Origin of the sequence: Adhaeribacter swui (assembly GCF_014217805.1) — a bacterium.
Lineage (GTDB): Bacteria > Bacteroidota > Bacteroidia > Cytophagales > Hymenobacteraceae > Adhaeribacter > Adhaeribacter swui.
The window spans coordinates 1218898-1236950 of the sequence record NZ_CP055156.1 but is presented as its reverse complement, the minus strand read 5'-3'; the positions used below and the strand labels follow the sequence as shown (position 1 = coordinate 1236950).

At 42.5% G+C, this 18053-nt stretch carries 12 protein-coding genes; 7 read left to right on the top strand and 5 right to left on the bottom strand.

The features are described from left to right. Positions 1 to 63 precede the first annotated feature (63 nt). A complete protein-coding gene (gene fcl, locus HUW51_RS06075) occupies positions 64 to 990 on the bottom strand; it encodes a GDP-L-fucose synthase (protein ID WP_185273096.1) in 927 nt (308 codons plus the stop codon). Then, a complete protein-coding gene (gene gmd, locus HUW51_RS06070) occupies positions 991 to 2103 on the bottom strand; it encodes a GDP-mannose 4,6-dehydratase (RefSeq protein WP_185273095.1) in 1113 nt (370 codons plus the stop codon). 668 nt (positions 2104 to 2771) lie between these two features. Between gmd and HUW51_RS06065 the strand changes: the two genes are divergently transcribed. Further along, positions 2772 to 4166, top strand: coding sequence for an undecaprenyl-phosphate glucose phosphotransferase (locus tag HUW51_RS06065; protein WP_185273094.1), 1395 nt, complete (start codon positions 2772 to 2774; stop codon positions 4164 to 4166). A 560-nt stretch (positions 4167 to 4726) separates the two neighbouring features. Here HUW51_RS06065 and HUW51_RS06060 read toward each other — a convergent pair. Further along, positions 4727 to 5752, bottom strand: a complete 1026-nt coding sequence (locus tag HUW51_RS06060; protein ID WP_185273093.1) for an L-dopachrome tautomerase-related protein — start codon at positions 5750 to 5752, stop codon at positions 4727 to 4729. 347 nt (positions 5753 to 6099) lie between these two features. Here HUW51_RS06060 and HUW51_RS06055 point away from each other — a divergent pair, with 347 nt between their 5' ends. The 6 genes from HUW51_RS06055 to HUW51_RS06030 all read left to right on the top strand — a co-directional run bounded on the left by HUW51_RS06055 (position 6100) and on the right by HUW51_RS06030 (position 15725). After that, positions 6100 to 7011 (top strand): SDR family oxidoreductase, encoded by a 912-nt coding sequence (locus tag HUW51_RS06055; protein ID WP_185273092.1) that lies wholly within the window; start codon positions 6100 to 6102, stop codon positions 7009 to 7011. Positions 7012 to 7260: 249 nt separating this feature from the next. After that, entirely contained in the window at positions 7261 to 8232 is a 972-nt protein-coding gene (locus tag HUW51_RS06050; protein ID WP_185273091.1) for a helix-hairpin-helix domain-containing protein, read from the top strand. Between the two features lie 120 nt (positions 8233 to 8352). Continuing rightward, positions 8353 to 9207 carry an SdiA-regulated/phytase-like domain-containing protein gene (locus HUW51_RS06045; protein ID WP_185273090.1) on the top strand — a complete coding sequence of 285 codons (855 nt, stop codon included), beginning with the start codon at positions 8353 to 8355 and terminating at the stop codon, positions 9205 to 9207. Positions 9208 to 9359: 152 nt separating this feature from the next. Then, positions 9360 to 10235, top strand: coding sequence for an SDR family oxidoreductase (locus HUW51_RS06040; RefSeq protein ID WP_185273089.1), 876 nt, complete (start codon positions 9360 to 9362; stop codon positions 10233 to 10235). Positions 10236 to 10454: 219 nt separating this feature from the next. Beyond that, positions 10455 to 12392 (top strand): DNA polymerase III subunit gamma/tau, encoded by a 1938-nt coding sequence (locus HUW51_RS06035; RefSeq protein WP_185273088.1) that lies wholly within the window; start codon positions 10455 to 10457, stop codon positions 12390 to 12392. Between the two features lie 366 nt (positions 12393 to 12758). Next, positions 12759 to 15725, top strand: coding sequence for a M16 family metallopeptidase (locus tag HUW51_RS06030; protein ID WP_185273087.1), 2967 nt, complete (start codon positions 12759 to 12761; stop codon positions 15723 to 15725). Between the two features lie 181 nt (positions 15726 to 15906). Here HUW51_RS06030 and rlmB read toward each other — a convergent pair whose 3' ends face one another. Both rlmB and HUW51_RS06020 read right to left on the bottom strand, forming a co-directional pair. Beyond that, entirely contained in the window at positions 15907 to 16716 is an 810-nt protein-coding gene (gene rlmB / locus HUW51_RS06025; protein WP_185273086.1) for a 23S rRNA (guanosine(2251)-2'-O)-methyltransferase RlmB, read from the bottom strand. Next, positions 16644 to 17900: a GWxTD domain-containing protein gene (locus tag HUW51_RS06020; RefSeq protein WP_185273085.1), complete on the bottom strand. Its 1257-nt coding sequence runs from the start codon at positions 17898 to 17900 to the stop codon at positions 16644 to 16646. Before HUW51_RS06020 ends, rlmB begins: the two co-directional genes overlap by 73 nt. Between the last annotated feature and the right edge of the window lie 153 nt (positions 17901 to 18053).

The following is an 18053-nucleotide window of genomic DNA, read 5'->3' as shown; positions in this document are numbered from 1 at the left end:
GTAGATAATTAGCTTAAACCAGCCTTATTATCTACCGTTTAAATTTTATTTAATGGTGGTACTTCACCAATTTCCTTTTACTTCTTCGTACACCTTCCGGATTCCTTCTTCTAAAGAGATTTTAGCTTTCCATCCAAAATTATTTAATTTAGATACATCCATTAATTTGCGGGGTGTACCATCAGGCTTACTAGTATCTGTTTTAATTTCACCTTCATAGCCTACTATCTTCTGAATAAGCCGGGCTAAATCCAGAATAGAAATATCTTCTCCCACGCCTATGTTAACCAAACCGGGTTCATTATAATTTTGCATGAGATAAAAACAGGCATCTGCCAGATCATCTACGTGCAAAAACTCCCGCATGGGTTTACCAGTGCCCCAAATAGTTACTGATGGAGCATTTTCTTCTTTAGCTGTAATAATCTTGCGCAACAATGCGGGTAATACGTGTGAGTTTTGCAGGTCGTAATTATCATTAGGACCATACAGATTAGTCGGCATTACCGAAATAAAGTTACAACCGTATTGGGTACGATAGGCATCGCACAATTTAATACCAGCTATTTTGGCAATGGCATATGCTTCGTTGGTGGGTTCTAGTTCGCCGGTTAATAAGTACTCTTCTTTTAAAGGCTGGGGTGCTAATTTCGGGTAAATACAAGATGAGCCTAAAAACAGCAGCTTTTTAACTTTATTTAAATAAGCAGCGTGTATTACGTTGCTTTGGATCATGAGATTATCGTACAGAAATTCTGCCGGGTAAGTATTATTTGCCACAATACCGCCCACTTTGGCCGCTGCCAGAAAAACATAATCTGGTTGATGCGTAGCAATAAAATCATTAACCTGTACCTGGTTGCGGAGATCTACCTCTGTAGAGGTGCTGGTAATGATATTGAAATAACCTTCTTTTTCTAATTTCCGGAGTATAGCGGAGCCAACCATGCCTCGGTGGCCGGCTATATAAATTTTATTGTTAGGTTGCATTTATTCAAATTGGTTCTTTACGCGATAGCCTGCTTCCTGTAGCATCTTTTCCTGGGCAAAATGGTTTAGGTCGGCTTCCATCATTTCTTTTACTAATGCGGGTAAATCGTATTTAGGTTGCCAGCCTAATTGGGTCATGGATTTAGTAGGGTCACCGATAAGCAAGTCTACCTCTGTTGGCCGGAAGTAACGCGGATCAACGGCAACTATTTCTTTTCCGGTTTCTAAGATATAATCCGGATTGGTGCAGGACTTGACAATGCCTTTTTCATGTACACCTTCCCCGGTAAACTCCAACTGAATGCCGGCTTCGGCAAAAGCCATTTTTACAAAATCCCGTACGGTAGTGGTAACCCCGGTGGCAATGACGTAATCTTCCGGTTTTTCTTGCTGTAATATCAAATACATGGCTTCTACGTAATCTTTGGCGTGACCCCAATCCCGGCGGGCGTCCAGGTTGCCCAGGAACAGCTTATCTTGTAAACCCATGGCAATTTTAGCCGCTCCCCGGGTAATTTTGCGGGTTACAAAAGTTTCGCCTCTTAAGGGGCTTTCATGGTTAAACAGAATGCCATTACAAGCATACATGTTGTAAGCTTCCCGGTAGTTTACCGTTATCCAATAGGCATATAGTTTCGCAACGGCGTAAGGGGAACGGGGGTAAAAAGGTGTTGTTTCGGATTGAGGTACGGCCTGTACTAAACCGTATAACTCCGAAGTAGAAGCCTGGTAAATTTTGGTTTTTTCGGTTAAACCTAATAATCGTACCGCCTCTAAAATCCGTAGCGTGCCGATGCCATCGGCATTAGCGGTATACTCCGGCGTATCGAAGCTTACTTTCACATGGCTCATAGCTCCCAGGTTATAGATCTCATCCGGTTGTACCTGCTGTATGATTCGGATGATATTGGTAGAGTCGCTTAAATCGCCGTAATGCAACTTAAAGCGTATATTTTCTTCGTGCGGATCCTGGTACAAATGGTCAATGCGATCGGTGTTGAATAAGGAACTCCTGCGTTTGATACCGTGTACCTCGTACCCTTTTTCTAATAGCAGATCAGCTAAATAAGCTCCATCCTGACCCGTAATACCTGTAATTAAGGCCTTTTTCATTAATGTAATTAGTTTATGGATTGATAATGGGGTAATCTCCTAAATGTATCTTTATAAAGTAGGCTATAGGAGTAGCCTTTACTTGATTTCAAAATTACTTTTTATAATTAGAGGATTAAAATAAAAGATTCTTTTTGTTCTCCTAAGTAGAGTCGCTTGCAATAACTAATCCTGCTCTTAGATAATTTAGTAGAAGTTATTTAGTTGTAATCTATAATAATTTAAAAAATATTTTTTGAAACCGTAGGTAACAATTCTCCTGATCATAGAATTTAAAGAAACAAGAAATTATTTAATCCAATAGATTCCTTACTCACCACTTGGATTAAGCTATTTTTAAAACAAGTACGTGATTTTACTGAATATATATGTTTTTAAAAATTACATGTATTCAGTTTACATCGAAATTTGTATTAATTAAATATTAGCTATATTTTTTATATTAGTTCTACATTTAAAAAATTCAATTGTAAATAGAAGTAATATTTTTATAACTTAACTAAACTAAGTATTTATTGAATGAATAATAAGATTAAGTAAATATAAATTTTAAATTATTTAAAAATGTATGGGTTTATCTTAAATCTTTTTATATTTGTTTACTCTCATAATAATACAAGATCCTTCACATACATCTTTTGCGGTATTAAATAGAATAGGATTTGCCTATGACACAGAAATACAACACTTATTTTAAATGGGTTAACCTATTTATTGATTATTTAATCTTGAATGGCGCACTTCTGTTTGCTGTTGCTCTAGATAGTAATATTCCTCTGGCAAGTCCAATTTCTGAAGGTTATAAACTGGAATTTTTATTATTAAACTTGTGCTGGTTTTACTGTGCTAGATTATTTGGGTTGTATAGTAATATTTTAAATCGGAGTGCCCTTTCTACCATGAAGGCTACTATTTTAGCTTTAGTAGTATATGTTATGGTTATTTATGTACTAAATCTTGCTTTTCCTTCTCTAGTTCTAACTTTTTCTTCATTATCTTTTTTTCAGGTATTATTTGCCATTTTATTACCTACCTGGAAGTTTTACTTTCTGGCTTTAAGAAGAGCTAACCGCAAATTTGGGGTAGATTGTACGCAAGTGGTTGTTTTGGGGGCTAGCCGGGCGGGGGTAGAGATAAGCAAATTTTTTAATTCTAATCCGCAGTTAGGTTATAAAGTAGAAGGTATTTTTGATGATACGGCTGCGGGAGTAGTTGATGGGCAAACTATTTTGGGTACGGTAGCGGATTGTTTTAATTACATGAAAGCTACAGGTATATCGGAGGTTTATTGTGCGTTGCCCAATAAAGAAGTTTGCCGGATAAAAGCATTAATGCAAGAGGCCGACAAGCAAATGGTGCGTTTTAGAGTAATGCCCGATATTAATGACTTTATTGAACTTAATGTGTATACGGGTAAAAACGGGAAATTTCCGGTGCTGGCCCCGCGTGTTGAGCCTCTGGAGAACAAGTTTAATGAAATCCGGAAACGTTTATTTGATGTTTCTTTTTCGTTGTTAGTTGTGGTTTTTTTACTGAGTTGGTTAATTCCTTTGTTGGGTTTAATTATTAAATGGAATTCAGCAGGGCCGGTTTTCTTTAAGCAGTTACGTTCGGGGAAAGATAATAAGCCTTTTTTCTGTTTTAAGTTTAGAACCATGACGGTAAATGCGGAAGCTGATAATAAACAAACGCAGAAAAATGACGCCCGGGTAACGAAAGTAGGTGCCTTTCTCCGGAAGACCAGTATAGATGAGTTGCCGCAATTTATTAACGTATTGTTAGGGGATATGTCGGTAGTAGGTCCGCGGCCGCACATGCTGAAACATACCGAAGATTATTCTGTATTAATCGACAAATACATGGTGCGCCAGTTTTTAACTCCCGGTATTACGGGCTGGGCTCAGGTAAACGGCTTTAGAGGCGAAACCAAAGAAACTGAAGCCATGTCGAAGCGGGTGGAAGCGGATCTTTGGTATCTGGAGAATTGGTCTTTATTGCTGGATATTAGAATTGTGTTTTTAACAATATGGCAGGCAATTAAAGGAAACGAAAACGCGTATTAGTTACTGCAGGTAAAAGTTTAATCTTTAAATATTAGTAGCCAGGTAGGTTAGCAAGGATAAAATGCAAATGGTTAACACGTAGTAAAATTTTCTTTCTGTTAAAACCTTTTTGCACGTATTCGTAAAAGATGCTAGTACAAGTCCAGAAATTGCCCCTACTATTCCAAATAAAACTAGTTCAATTAATCCCATTTTTAAATTTTACTTTCTTCTGCTTACTGCCAAACAAACTTATGGTTACGAAGAATAGATGATTTTGTTCCGCAAGAATCAAAAAAGGTCTTCTTTTGTAAATTTTAATATTCTAATATAGGGGAGAATAATGGTGCTGCCTGCTTTTAATTGGTAAATACCGGCAAATGGGACAAGATACTTAAATAAGTCTTATTTAAAGCTTAGAAAAACACCAATCAATCGAATTTAGATAAGATGCAGAAGTGCCATTTACAATATACGGTTTATTAGTAGCTACCCCAATAAGATCAAAGTCATCGACCTTATTGGGGTAGTTGTTGAGGAGTAATATTAGCACTTAAACTATTTTAAAAATTTATTAAAAACTACGGCAGCGGCATGCGGTAAATGGTGTAGGGCGAGGTGCGTTTATTTTGGCCTTCGTTGTAGTCTGGTTGTTTGTTGATTTGGGAACAACTAATGTACAAGTGCCCGTCCGAGGAGAGCGAGTAACTATCGGGCCAGATGAGCCGGTCGTCTTTCATAATGGTTTTCATTTCCAGATCAGGAGTTATTTGTACCATCGCGTAATTTTGATAATCGCCGAGATATAAATTGCCGTCCGGGTCAAAGATCATGCCGTCGGTAGTGGTAAAGCGGCCGAGGTCTTGCACGTGAGTTCCCAATTCTGTTTCGCTCAGGTCGGGGTTGCGCAAGCATTCTGTTGAAATGCGGTACAATTTATTATCCGTTAACGGTTTGTAGTACAGCCATTCACCATCCGGCGAAAGGGCAATGCCATCGGAGTGAATGTGCACGGGTTCGCCTTGTTTTTTAAATTCTTTGCCATCTACCAGTAAAGTAAACTCCGGATCTTGTTTTACAGAGTAATGGTTTTGCAAGAGTTGCCGCGCTTTTCCGGTTTGTAAATCTACCACTACCAGGCCGCCTTCGTTGGAATTTGTTAAATAGGCTATTTGCCTTTGCGTATCTACCCGCACATCGTTAATGTAGCTTTTATCGCTGAGTACGCCTTCAAAAGTATAAACGCGTTCAATGGTATCGGTGGCCAGGTTAAACTTTACCAGTTTATAACTTCGCTCGTACACCTGCTCCATGTTCGGGCAGGCCGGGTCAACTACCCACAGAAAATTATCAGCATCAATGTACACGGCTTGCACGCAAACCCACTTGTTTTTACCATCGTCGCCGGGTTGCCAGTTGTTCATTTCTTCGTTGGGGTAAGGTTTTACCTGATTATCCGGGAGCACTTCTACTACGCTGTATTTATACGGGCCGGGCCACAAGGGGTAATTGGTAAATAATCGGCCATCGCGGGAAATGGCTACTCCGGTAAGCTGGTAAGTGTCGTCGGCGAATAAAAGCTCCAGACTGGTATTATGAACTTCCATGGTATAAGCAAGTAATTAGGTTCCTGATCTAGTTTTAGTAAACGTATACCGGTCTGGCGCAAACCTGGTTTTAAAAAGTTATGACGGATGCTGGTAGGATAGGAGCAATCCGGAATTTACAGATGGCAAAAAGAAGAATTTTTAAAAAATGAAAGATTAGGGTTTGCCGAAAAGAACAACTGCTGAAAATATCCGTTTATTTGTACTTTTACCGGAAACAAGGCCGTCCGAATTATTTTGATTTTTCAAAAATAGAATTTTTTAAAATTTTGCTCTGTATTTAATAGTAAGGGGTTAATTGCCTGCCGGCATTAAGTAAAGAGCGAAAGAACTATTCCTGAACTTGCATGAAAAAAAAGATTTTAATTACCGGTTCCAACGGTTTGCTGGGGCAAAAGCTGGTAAACTTATTATTGCCCAATGCCGATGTAGAATTGCTCGCAACCAGCCGGGGTGAAAACAAATTAGCGGCAGTATATCCGCAGCTAACTTTTGTTTCTTTAGATGTTACCAACCCCGACGAAGTACAACAGGTAGTAGCCACGCACCAGCCCACGCATATTATTCATACGGCCGCCATGACCAACGTAGATGAATGCGAAGTAAACCGGGATGCTTGCTGGAAACTAAACGTAGATGCCGTAGCCTATCTGGTGAAAGCTGCCGAAGAAAACAACGTGCATTTCACGCATCTTTCTACCGACTTTATTTTTGATGGCTCAGCCGGACCCTACGACGAAGAAGCTGCCGCTAACCCCATAAGTTACTACGGCGAAAGTAAACTGGCCGCCGAAGAGTTAGTAAAACAAAGCAGCGCCAGCTGGGCCATTGTGCGTACGGTGCTTGTGTACGGCATTGTGCACGATTACGGCCGCTCTAACATTGTGCTCTGGGTTAAAAATAGCCTGGAAAGCAAAAAGCCCATTAAAGTGGTAGATGACCAGTTCCGGACGCCTACCTTGGCCGAAGATTTAGCTTTGGGTTGCTGGCTAATCGCCGACCAGGATGCCGAAGGCGTTTTTAATATCTCGAGTAAAGAATTAGTAACGCCCTACGACATGGCCTTGCAGGTAGCCGATTATTTTAAACTGGATACCTCGTACATTACCCGCGCCGATGCCAGTAGCTTTACACAAACCGCCAAGCGCCCGGCCCGCACCGGCTTTATAATAACCAAAGCCGAAGAACAATTAGGCTTCCGGCCCCATACATTTACAGAAGGCATTGCGGTGGTAGCGAGTCAGCTTCCTTTATCTTAGATTAATTAAAAAAGCAGAATTTTAAAAAATCTTAATTTCTATGACTTGGATGCACTTTTAAAAAATGGCCATGTTCCAAAATAAACATGTTCCAGAACAAATAAAAAGATCCGGAACCGTGTTAATCAGATTTAATATTTCTGGTTAATCAAAGTAGCCGAAAATAATTTTTAGATAGCATCAGAGGTGGTTATCCAGTTAAACACAGATAGCTGCCTCTATTTTTAATAATATAGGGTTTTATTCTTTATGAAAGGCATAGAACGTTGGCTTCGGAATTATTTTCATTTTAACCGGCAAGAAACCAGCGGCTTTATTCTTTTAATTTTCGGACTGATAGTAATTGTGTGTTTGCCCTATTTCTGGCCAAATCGCCAACCGGCTTACGATCCTACGCTAGACAGGCAAATCCTCGACAGCCTGGCGGCGCAACTAAAAACCAGCCCTTACGAAAACAGAAATTACGCGTACAATCGACCAAACCGCAAAGCAGCACCGGTAAAACCTATTCCGCCGGAATTACTGCAGCCCTTCGACCCGAATAGCTTAACCCAAGCCCAATGGGAAAAATTTGGCTTGCCCTCGTATGTAGCCAAACGTTTGCTTACCTACCGCGATAAAGCCCAAGGGTTTAAATACAAAGATCAGATTAAACGCATCTACGGGTTTCCGCCGGAGCTGTATGCGCAACTAGAGCCCTACATAACTTTACCGGAAAGCCGACCCAACCAATCGTACGCCGATGCGCGCGAAAGAGCCAGTGCTTACCCCACGTACGCCAACAAACCCCGCACTGCTTATTCCCGCGAACGCAACCGCCTGCAACCTTTTGATATAAATACCGCCGATACTACCCAATTAAAAAAGCTGCGCGGCATTGGTACCAAGCTGGCTGCCCGCATTGTGAAGTTTCGCGATAAATTAGGCGGTTTTAAAAGCGTAGATCAACTGCAGGAAGTATATGGTTTACCGCCCGAAATGGTAGATAGTTTAAGAAAATACACGTTTGTGGGCGACACTTTTGTAGGTATTCGCTTAAATATAAATTCCGCTACCGTAGACCAGTTGCAGCAGCACCCGTACTTAGGATATAAACTTGCCCGACACATTGTGGCTTATCGTACGCAGCACGGCCCTTTTGTTTCGCTGGAAGATCTGCGTAAAATAAAAACCATCGACGAAGCTACCTTTCAGAAGGTGAAGCCTTACCTTACTTTGTAATTTAAAGCTTTAGCGCCTATTTTGGGCCGGAACTATATCGGTTAACTGCCCGTAAAATCCATTTTTTTAAATTTTTGTTTTTTCCGTACCTGCCAGAAAGCTGATTGCCCGAATATCAGGATGCTCCTCGAAAAACTATTTACCATTTACGTGTATTTTCAAACTTTACTCTGTGGCTGCTCTATGGACCGCAAACAAGCGGGTTTTCAGGTGAACGAGCCCAGATACCGGGTGCAGAAAATTGGCCGCATGCATAAAAAGGAAATAAAGGAAAGTTCGGGTTTAGAGTTAGCGCCCGATAGTACCACCTTCTGGACGCACGCCGATAGCGGTAATCCGCCGGTAATTTACCAGATAGATTCCAAAGGGCATTTGCTTAACTCTTATAACATTCCGCATACTACTAACCTGGATTGGGAAGATGTCGCGAAAGATGACCAGGGTAATTTGTACATCGGCGACTTTGGTAATAACAGCAATACCCGAAAAAATTTGCGCATCTACCGCGTTAAAGAAGACAACTTCACGCAAGTAGATACGATTTCTTTTTCCTATCCTGACCAGAAAGCTTTTCCGCCTGCTCAATCCAAAAGAAATTTTAATTGTGAGGCTTTCTTTTACTTTCAAGGTAAGTTGTACTTGTTTTCGAAAAACTATGGTACCCGGGATTGGGTAAAGATGTATAGCATACCCGCACAACCGGGCGCTTATACCGCTAACCTGGTCGATAGTTTAAAAATAGCTTCCCGGATTACTGCCGCCGATATTAGCCCCGATGGCAAAACCATTGCGTTGCTGGGTTACGGCAATTTGTACCTCTACCAATCCGATAGTACCGGTAAATTCTTCGCGGGTAAAAGAAACTGTTTAGCTCTTCCAAAATCGGGGCAAGCCGAAGCTGTAATTTTTAAAAATAATCAGGATTTAATTTTTACGAACGAGGGCGGTAAAATCTTTCGGGCAATAAAAAAGTAGAAATGCAGCCATCCGATTTGGGTAAGTTAATCGGGGCAATCGGCCGGTTCTTTTCGTAGCAATTCCTGATTTTGCTTCCTGCTACAAACTCTTTTGCTACTCATTTGTTGTTTTCGCGTACGCATTACCTGTATTACCATAATTAAAATTTTATGCACGAAACCATTTTAGTTAGCGGCGCTACGGGCACCGTGGGTACCGAATTAATTGAAGCTTTATCTTCGGAGAATGTACGCGTCCGGGCCGGAGTGCACTCTATCATAAAAGGCGACCGTTTCCGGGTTTTCCCGAATGTTGATTTAGTAGAAATAGATTTTGCCCGGCCGGAAACGCTGCGTGTAGCTTATACCGGAGTTACCCGCGTTTTTCAGATAACCCCTTTTGTCGAGAACCAGGTAGAAATAGAAAAACAGTTGGTTGATATGGCCAAAGAAGTTGGGGTTAAACAAATCGTAAAACTATCAGCCAGCGGCGCTGATGCAGAACCGGGTATTCAGATGGGCCGTTGGCACCACCAGGGCGAGCAGTATTTACAAAACTCGGGCATCCCTTTTACTATTCTGCGGCCCACTTCTTTTATGCAAAATTTTATTACCTACGAGGGCGCCTCTATTCTGCAGGAAGGTAAAATTTACCAACCCCTGGGTACGGGCAAAGTAAGTTACATCGATGCCAACGATATTGCAGCCGTAGCTCAAGTAGTATTAACTCAACCCAATTATTATGGTCGTATTCTAGACATATCCGGGCCGGAAGCTATTTCGGTAGAGGAAGTAGCCGCTATACTATCGCGGGTAAGTGGGCGAACCATTACCTACGTAGATGTGCCCGAAGAAGCCGCCCGGCAAGCCATGAGCAGCCACCATATGCCAGAATGGATGATAAACGCCATGCTGGAACTTAACCAAACTTTAAAAGCCGGTTATGGCGCCAATGTAACCAACACCGTAGCGCAAATTACCGGTCGGCCAGCCCGAACTTTTACCGAATTTGCCCAGAATAATGCTCATTGCTTTATTCCGGAATAAGGCCGAAAGATAAGGTTGAGGTTGATTTCTAAAAATTAAAAAATTTAAAAAACAGTCGGCTCTCTTGCGAGAAGGGCTGTTTTTTTATAATCGGGGAACAATAGTTAATTTAGCGGTAATTTTAAAAATTTAATTTAATCATCTGGATTATAGATACTTAATTAGGGTGTAAACTTTTAACTTTTAACCTTAATCCGGTTTTCTTATCTTTGTTTAAGGATGGAAAACTTTGTTGTATCGGCTCGTAAATACCGGCCCGCTACCTTCGACAGTGTAGTAGGGCAGCACCACATTACTACTACGCTTAAAAATGCCATAACCAGCAATCACCTGGCGCAGGCCTTTTTGTTTTGCGGACCCCGCGGAGTGGGTAAAACTACCTGTGCCCGTATTTTGGCGAAAACCATCAACTGCCAGAACTTAACGCCGCAAACCGAAGCTTGTAATGTATGCGAATCGTGCCGGAGCTTTAACAACAATGCCTCGTTTAATGTGCACGAGCTCGATGCGGCTTCTAATAACTCCGTAGAAGATATCCGGAGTTTAGTGGAACAGGTACGTTACGCGCCCCAAACCGGTAAGTATAAAATATACATTATCGATGAGGTGCACATGCTCTCCAACTCGGCTTTTAATGCTTTTTTGAAAACGCTGGAAGAGCCGCCGTCTTACGCTATTTTTATTCTGGCTACTACGGAGCGCCACAAAATTATTCCTACTATTTTATCGCGCTGCCAGATTTTTGATTTTAACCGTATCCGGATTGAGGATATGGTGAAGCATCTGGGTTCTATTGCGGCCAAAGAAGATATTTCGGCGGAAGATGATGCTTTACATTTAATTGCCCAAAAGGCGGATGGCGCTCTACGCGATGCGCTTTCTATCTTCGACCAGATGGTAACTTTTTCGGGTAATCAAATTACCTACAAGGCTACCGTCGAAAACCTGCACATTCTCGATTACGATTATTATTTTAGATTAACCGATTTTTTCCTGGCGGGTAACTTGCCGGGTACTTTGCTGTTATTCGACGAAATTTTAAAAAATGGTTTCGATGCCCACAATTTTGTGCTGGGTATTGGCGAGCATTTCCGGAATTTATTGGTTTGCAAAGATGCCGTAACGGTACAGTTACTGGAGGTATCGGAAAATATTAAAACTAAATACGCGCAACAAGCCCAGAAAGCTTCTTTATCTTTATTGCTGTCGGGGCTGAATATTGTGGCGGCTTGCGACCAAAATTTTAAAAATAGCAAGAACCAGCGCCTGCACGTAGAGCTATGCCTCATGAAACTGGTGCATTTGCCTTCCGCTGTTTCTTTTGCAAAAGACTTCTCCCAAAACGGCGACGTCAAAAAAAAAACTAGCATAGAATCTAATTCCGGGGTAAATGGTACTGCAGCGCCAATTCAAAGTGCGCCACCGGCTACCGATGGGCAAAAAACAACACCTGCTCCTGCCGTAAATGGAAATGGTGTTGTACCGGCATCCGCGCCTAGCAACGGAAACGCCGTTCCCAAACCCGAAGCTACTCCGGTTACTTCCGATACGGCCATTAATAAATTGCCGCCGGTACCTACCGTACCTTTGCCAACCCCTAAAGTACCCGAAGACCAGTTTACCGAGCAGCCATTTGTTCGGCCTGCCGCCCCGGTAGCACCGGCCAAGAAAATTGTAAAAATGCCCAGCCTGAGCGATATTAAAGCAAAGGTGCAGAGTCCGGTTACTACCAGTACCACAACGGTAATAGCCGAGGAAGAAGAACCGGAAACTTACGCCAACGGCAGTGTACAACCAGTAAACCAGTTTGAGTTCGAAACCGTCTGGAACCAATTGAAGGAACAGAAAAGGATCGAAGGTAAAATGTCGGAATACATGATTCTGAACCGGCCGGTACAGATTACATCCGCCAACATAATTGAGTTAGCCGTAGAAAATCACGTGCAGATCGAGCAGTTTAATTCATTCAGGGCTGAGTTTCTGGCCGCTTTACGAAACCGGCTGCGCAATAACCGCATCAACGTGAAAATAGAAGTAAAAACCCAGGAAGAAGGAGTGAAGCTGTACACTTCCATTGATAAGTACAATTACCTCGCCGAGCGTTATCCCATCTTGCCAGAAATTAAAAAACGACTGGGTCTGGATACTTCTTTTTAAATTTTTCTTCTAACCCCTCCGCCCTAAAGGGCACCTCCCCTAAAAACAGGGGAGGAGATGCCAGTAAGGCTGCGCAGAAAAGCTTGTATCTATTATTTACTCCAAAGTATAATCGTATACTAATGTTTAAGATGGTACGTTGAAAATGGCAGTTTGTATAGTTAATCTAGATCATCTGAATAAGTTTAATAAAATAGCTTTCTTGTAAAACGGAAAACCAGCATCTCCTCCCCTGTTTTTAGGGGAGGTGCCCTTTAGGGCGGAGGGGTTAAATATTTACCCGGTATCATCGTTATCTGATAACCCGGAATTGCATTATATTTAAATCATCAAGTTCTGCAAGCCATTACATCTTCTATTTAAAAAATGAAAAAAATCGCCTATTTCTGGTTGGTAGCCGCCATATTGGCTTTTCCCCAATGTAAAACCACCAGCCAGCAAACTTCTGCTCCGGTTAGCACCATCGCTCCGGATAATGCTACCCCCAAAGAAAAAGAATATTCCTACACCACTGCTCCCGGCGATTCGTTAAAAGCGCGTATTTATAAGCTGGAAAATGGTTTAACGGTGTATTTAACCGATTACAAAGACGCACCTCGTATTCAGACGTACATTGCCGTACGGGCGGGTAGCAAAAACGACCCAGCTACGGCTACCGGTCTGGCGCATTACCTGGAACACATGGTTTTTAAAGGTACTTCGCGGTTGGGTTCCCTGGATTACGCAAAGGAAAAAGCAGAACTAGATAAAATTGAACAACTCTACGAATTGTACCGCACCAAGAAAGAGGCTGCGGAGCGTAAGAAAATATACCACCAGATTGATAGCGTATCCGGGGTAGCGGCTAAGTTTGCCATTGCCAACGAGTACGATAAAATATTGGGCGCCATTGGCGCCAGCGGGTCTAATGCCTACACGTCGGTAGAGCAAACGGTATACACCGGCGATATCCCTTCTAACCAATTAGAGAAATGGGCGATGGTAGAAGCCGAACGTTTTGGTGAACTGGTTCCCCGCTTATTTCACACCGAGCTGGAAGCCGTGTACGAAGAAAAAAACCGTACCCTGGATAGTGATGGGCAAAAAGTATTTACCGCCATGCTCGAAGGTTTATTCCCGACGCACCAGTACGGCACCCAAACCACCATTGGTACCATTGAGCACCTGAAAAACCCATCCATCACCGAAATTAAAAAATATTTCGATACGTATTACGTGCCTAACAACATGGCCATTGCCATGAGCGGCGACCTGGACCCGGATCAAACTATTCGGGTAATTGATAAGTATTTCGGTAAGTTAAAGCCTAAACCTTTACCTAACTACAACCCACCCGCTGAAGCGCCTATTGCCAATCCAGTAACGAAAGAAGTATTGGGGCCAAATGCCGAAAGCGTGATGTTAGGTTTCCGTTTCCCGGGCGTAACTACCCGCGAAGCGTTAGTTTTAAAAATGATCAGCCAGATTTTGTCTAATGGCCAGGCGGGACTGATCGACTTAAATTTAAACCAGAAACAAGCCGTACTGGAAGCTTCTTCGTTTGATTATACCATGAACGATTACTCGGCGCATTTGCTGTCGGGTAATCCGCGAGAAGGACAAACTTTAGATCAGGTGAAGAATTTACTACTGGGCCAAATTGATTTTGTAAAGCAAGGCAAATTTGAAGATTGGCTCATTCCGGCAGTAGTAAACAACGCCAAAATGGCCTTAATGAAATCGTACGAAAGCAACGAAGCCCGCGCCGATGCTTTTGTAAGTGCTTTCACGGCGCGCCAGGATTGGAAAGACTATGTAAACCGGTTTAATGAATTTTCCGGTATCACGAAGCAGGAAGTAGTAGATGTAGCTAATAAGTTTTACCGAGATAACTACGTGGTGGTCTACAAACGCCTCGGCAAAGACCCCAATATGCAAAAAGTAGAAAAACCGGCTATTACCCCGGTTGCCGTGAACCGCGAAGCACAGTCTGAATTTTATATGCAAGTAATGGCCGCTCCCGCTACCGAGTTGCAACCTGTGTTTGTGGATTATAAAAAAGACATTACCGAAGCAAAGCTAAAGCAGAACATTCCGCTGTATTACACCCGCAACAAAGAAAACGGCTTGTTTAATTTGTATTACGTGCTGGAAACCGGCACTAACAATAATTTAAAATTAGGGCTCGCAGTAAATTATTTAAAATACTTAGGCACCGATAAATACAGCGCCGAAGAACTGCAAAAAGAGTTTTACAAACTGGGCTGTTCTTTCGATGTGTTTTCGTCACAGGAGCAGGTGTATGTGAGTTTGTCAGGGTTAGATGCCAGCTTTGAAAAAGGCGTAACCTTGTTCGAAAGTGTGCTGCAAAATGCCAAACCCGATCAGCAAGCTTTATCGGACTTAATAGCCGGAATTTTAAAAGAACGGGCGGATGCCAAACGGAGTAAAAACACCATCCACAGCGTGGCTATGGTTAATTACGCTAAGTACGGTCCTAAAAACCCGTTCACCAATATTATTCCGGAAAGTCAGCTTAAAGAAATCAATCCGCAGGAGTTAGTCGCTATTATTAAAAGCATCCCGACCTATGAGCACCATGTGTTGTATTACGGGCCAAGGGCAGCCGAAAACTTAACGACTGTTTTAAATGCCAGCCATATTGTACCAGCTAAACTAAAGCCCGTACCACCGCTAAAAGTATTTCAGGAGCAGGATATTACCAGCCGCCAGGTTTACTGGACCGATTACAACATGGTGCAAGCCGAGCTGATATTCTTAACCAAGTCGTTTAATTTTGATGCGAAGCAAGTGCCTACTATTACGTTGTATAACGAGTACTTTGGCGGAAATATGGGCTCCATTGTATTTCAGGAACTGCGTGAATCTAAGGCGTTGGCTTACTCGGCAAGCTCCCGGTACGCGAATGCCAGCCGGAAAGACCGGGCAAATTATATTTTATCCTACATCGGTACGCAATCCGATAAGTTGCCCGAAGCCATGGAAGGCATGCAGCTCTTACTCAACGATATGCCCCAGGCCGAAGCCAACTTTGCCAACGCCAAAGAAAGTATCCGCAACAGCATTGCCACCGAGCGCATTACCAAGTCCGATATCTTATTCGACTACGAACGGGCCAAACGCTTAGGCATTGACTACGATATCCGGCAGCAGGTATACCAGAATATAAACGCCATGACCTTTGACGACATGAAGAAGTTTCAGCAGCAATTCGTGAAAGGGCAGAACCAGATAATTCTGGTGATCGGCTCCAAGGACCGGTTAAATTTTAAGGAATTAAGTAAATATGGAAAAGTAAAGCAGTTAAGCTTAAAAGAACTGTTCGGGTATTAACCGACTAGTTAAAACATAAAAAGGGGTTGATAATGAATTATTATCAACCCCTTTTTATGTTAGCTTACATCTGACTGGTCGCTGCTACTTTTACCAGGTAAAAGTTTAAATCACTAGAAAGGCGTTTATTGATTATAACAGTGGTATAAATTAAAAAATATTAAATTTTTAAAAATTTAGCTTATTGGTTAGCTGCCAAACGTTGCCGCAACACTTCAAACAAAACAATGCCACTGGCTACCGAAACGTTAAGCGAACCAATCTGACCCGCCATAGGTATTTTTACCCGAACATCTGCTTTTTTTAAATATTCCGGCGAAATGCCGTCTTCTTCGCTGCCCATCAGAATAGCGGTTGGACCGGTAAAATCAATTTTTTCGGTAAGGTTCTGCTCGGCTTTTTCGGTGCAGGCCACAATTTGCATTCCGGATTGTTGTAGGAAAGTAATGGTGTCTTTTAAATTAGTTTCCCGGCAAACCGGTATAATATTTAAAGCTCCCGCCGAAGTTTTTAGAGCATCGCCGTTAATTTGAGCAGCCCCCCGGTTCGGGATCACAATCGCATCCACGCCCATACATTCGGCATTTCGGGCGATGGAGCCAAAATTACGCACGTCGGTAATCCGGTCTAAAATCAATAACAGCGGAGTTTTTCCTTTTTCGTAAATATCGGCCACAATATTATCCAGAGGCATGTAGGTGATGGCCGATAAAAAAGCCACAGCTCCCTGGTGGTTCTTGCGCGTAAGCGTATCTAGTTTTTCTACGGGTACGGTAGCTACGGGCACCTTCGCCTGATGGGCTAGTTCGGTAATATCTTGCGTAATGCTGTTACGCTGGCCTTTTTGCAGGAATATGCGCTCCAGCACTTTACCGGCGTGTAATGCTTCCAAGATTGGCCGTAAGCCAAAAATCATTTCTATCTTCTCCGATTTCTCCTGCCGGAAGGGGCGGCGTCGGGCATTATCATCCCGATAGTTCCTTTTCTCCATTGATCTACTTGATTATACCAGGCAAATTCATACGCGGCATCGCGCACGAGTTCGTAATGGTTTTGGGTAAAGGTATTGGGTTTTTTTATGAAAATGAATTTTACTTCGGCATTTGGCCCATCATATTGGGGGTAAATCCATTCTTCCCGGTCCCAATCGCGGGTAATGTAAGCCGGCGTGCCAAAAACCAGGTAAATCATACCCCGGTCGGTGAGCCAGCCCGCTTTGTGTGCGGCAAAGTACCGGTTCGCTTTTTCTACCCGGCCGTAATATTCCCGGATTAAACTTTTACCTAAATTTTGATCTTGCCGGGCAATGCCCAACCAAAAAGCATCTACGGCTAATTTAGGATTAGGAGCATCGTACAGGTTTTTGCGCTCTGCGGAGCTGGTAAGGTAAATTAACGGTTCAATTAACTCGGCTGCCGAAGTTAAAGCCGGATACGATCCTTCTTCCACTAACAAAGAGCGGCACCCCGATTGGGTTTCCAGAAGGTATATGCCTGGGGCAGCGAGTTGTACGGGCTCATTCGCCGGAAAAGTAGGCTTGCTCTGCGCTTTAAGGGTAGGCGCTGTGGCCGCATTTTTACGCGACATTGGCGGAATAGCCGGCGTAACCGTTAAAGGAAATTGCCGGGCAGTTACCAGTGTATCTGGCCTGGAAGCTTGGATATAAAAAGTTTGCTGATTATTAATATACGTTTGAAACAGCGGGTATTGCCCCGTTGAATCGAGCAGCAGAAAGTTCTGGTTTTTAGTAGCGGTTGTGAGTGGAATATCCAGCAGGGTTTCCTCCTGCGTAGCCGAAAACTGGGGCAGCCGTAAAGTAATTACCGATGGATACGTGATTTTACTGATGGGTATAGTAAAATCAATCATGGCAGCATCCTGAAGTAGATTTTTTAAATTTTTATCTACCGCCAGCACTGAATCGCGCAGATAAATACTGTTGCGTGTATAATCACGGCTTAAGAAATAAGGAACAGTGGCACCAGGTTTTTGTAGATTACCAATGGTAGTTTTGTTCGTGATTTTAATAAAAACATGTAGGCTATCTGCTTTTGTTTGCAAATCGTAGCTTAAACCGGTATCGGGCAGAAAAGTGTATTTTAATCCGGTACGTGCCGGCATTAACTCCGGAGAACAAGCCGAAATAAAAATCACCAGAACTAACAACGGCTGCATCTGGGACAAGAACCGGCGCTTGGACTTAAAAGTTTTTCGCTTTAAGAAAGATGAAAAAAGTAAATGCATGCTTTCTTTTTTAAGGAAATAAATTTGTAAAAAATAAAAATTTTAAAAAAAACGCCCTACTGGACCAACCTTTTACTATTAACG

What these genes read in the sequence shown, in the direction of transcription:
- fcl (WP_185273096.1), bottom strand. Translation starts at nt 990, where the DNA reads ATGCAACCTAACAATAAAATTTATATAGCCGGCCACCGAGGCATGGTT.
- gmd (WP_185273095.1), bottom strand. Translation starts at nt 2,103, where the DNA reads ATGAAAAAGGCCTTAATTACAGGTATTACGGGTCAGGATGGAGCTTAT.
- HUW51_RS06065 (WP_185273094.1), top strand. Translation starts at nt 2,772, where the DNA reads ATGACACAGAAATACAACACTTATTTTAAATGGGTTAACCTATTTATT.
- HUW51_RS06060 (WP_185273093.1), bottom strand. Translation starts at nt 5,752, where the DNA reads ATGGAAGTTCATAATACCAGTCTGGAGCTTTTATTCGCCGACGACACT.
- HUW51_RS06055 (WP_185273092.1), top strand. Translation starts at nt 6,100, where the DNA reads ATGAAAAAAAAGATTTTAATTACCGGTTCCAACGGTTTGCTGGGGCAA.
- HUW51_RS06050 (WP_185273091.1), top strand. Translation starts at nt 7,261, where the DNA reads ATGAAAGGCATAGAACGTTGGCTTCGGAATTATTTTCATTTTAACCGG.
- HUW51_RS06045 (WP_185273090.1), top strand. Translation starts at nt 8,353, where the DNA reads ATGCTCCTCGAAAAACTATTTACCATTTACGTGTATTTTCAAACTTTA.
- HUW51_RS06040 (WP_185273089.1), top strand. Translation starts at nt 9,360, where the DNA reads ATGCACGAAACCATTTTAGTTAGCGGCGCTACGGGCACCGTGGGTACC.
- HUW51_RS06035 (WP_185273088.1), top strand. Translation starts at nt 10,455, where the DNA reads ATGGAAAACTTTGTTGTATCGGCTCGTAAATACCGGCCCGCTACCTTC.
- HUW51_RS06030 (WP_185273087.1), top strand. Translation starts at nt 12,759, where the DNA reads ATGAAAAAAATCGCCTATTTCTGGTTGGTAGCCGCCATATTGGCTTTT.
- rlmB (WP_185273086.1), bottom strand. Translation starts at nt 16,716, where the DNA reads ATGGAGAAAAGGAACTATCGGGATGATAATGCCCGACGCCGCCCCTTC.
- HUW51_RS06020 (WP_185273085.1), bottom strand. Translation starts at nt 17,900, where the DNA reads ATGCAGCCGTTGTTAGTTCTGGTGATTTTTATTTCGGCTTGTTCTCCG.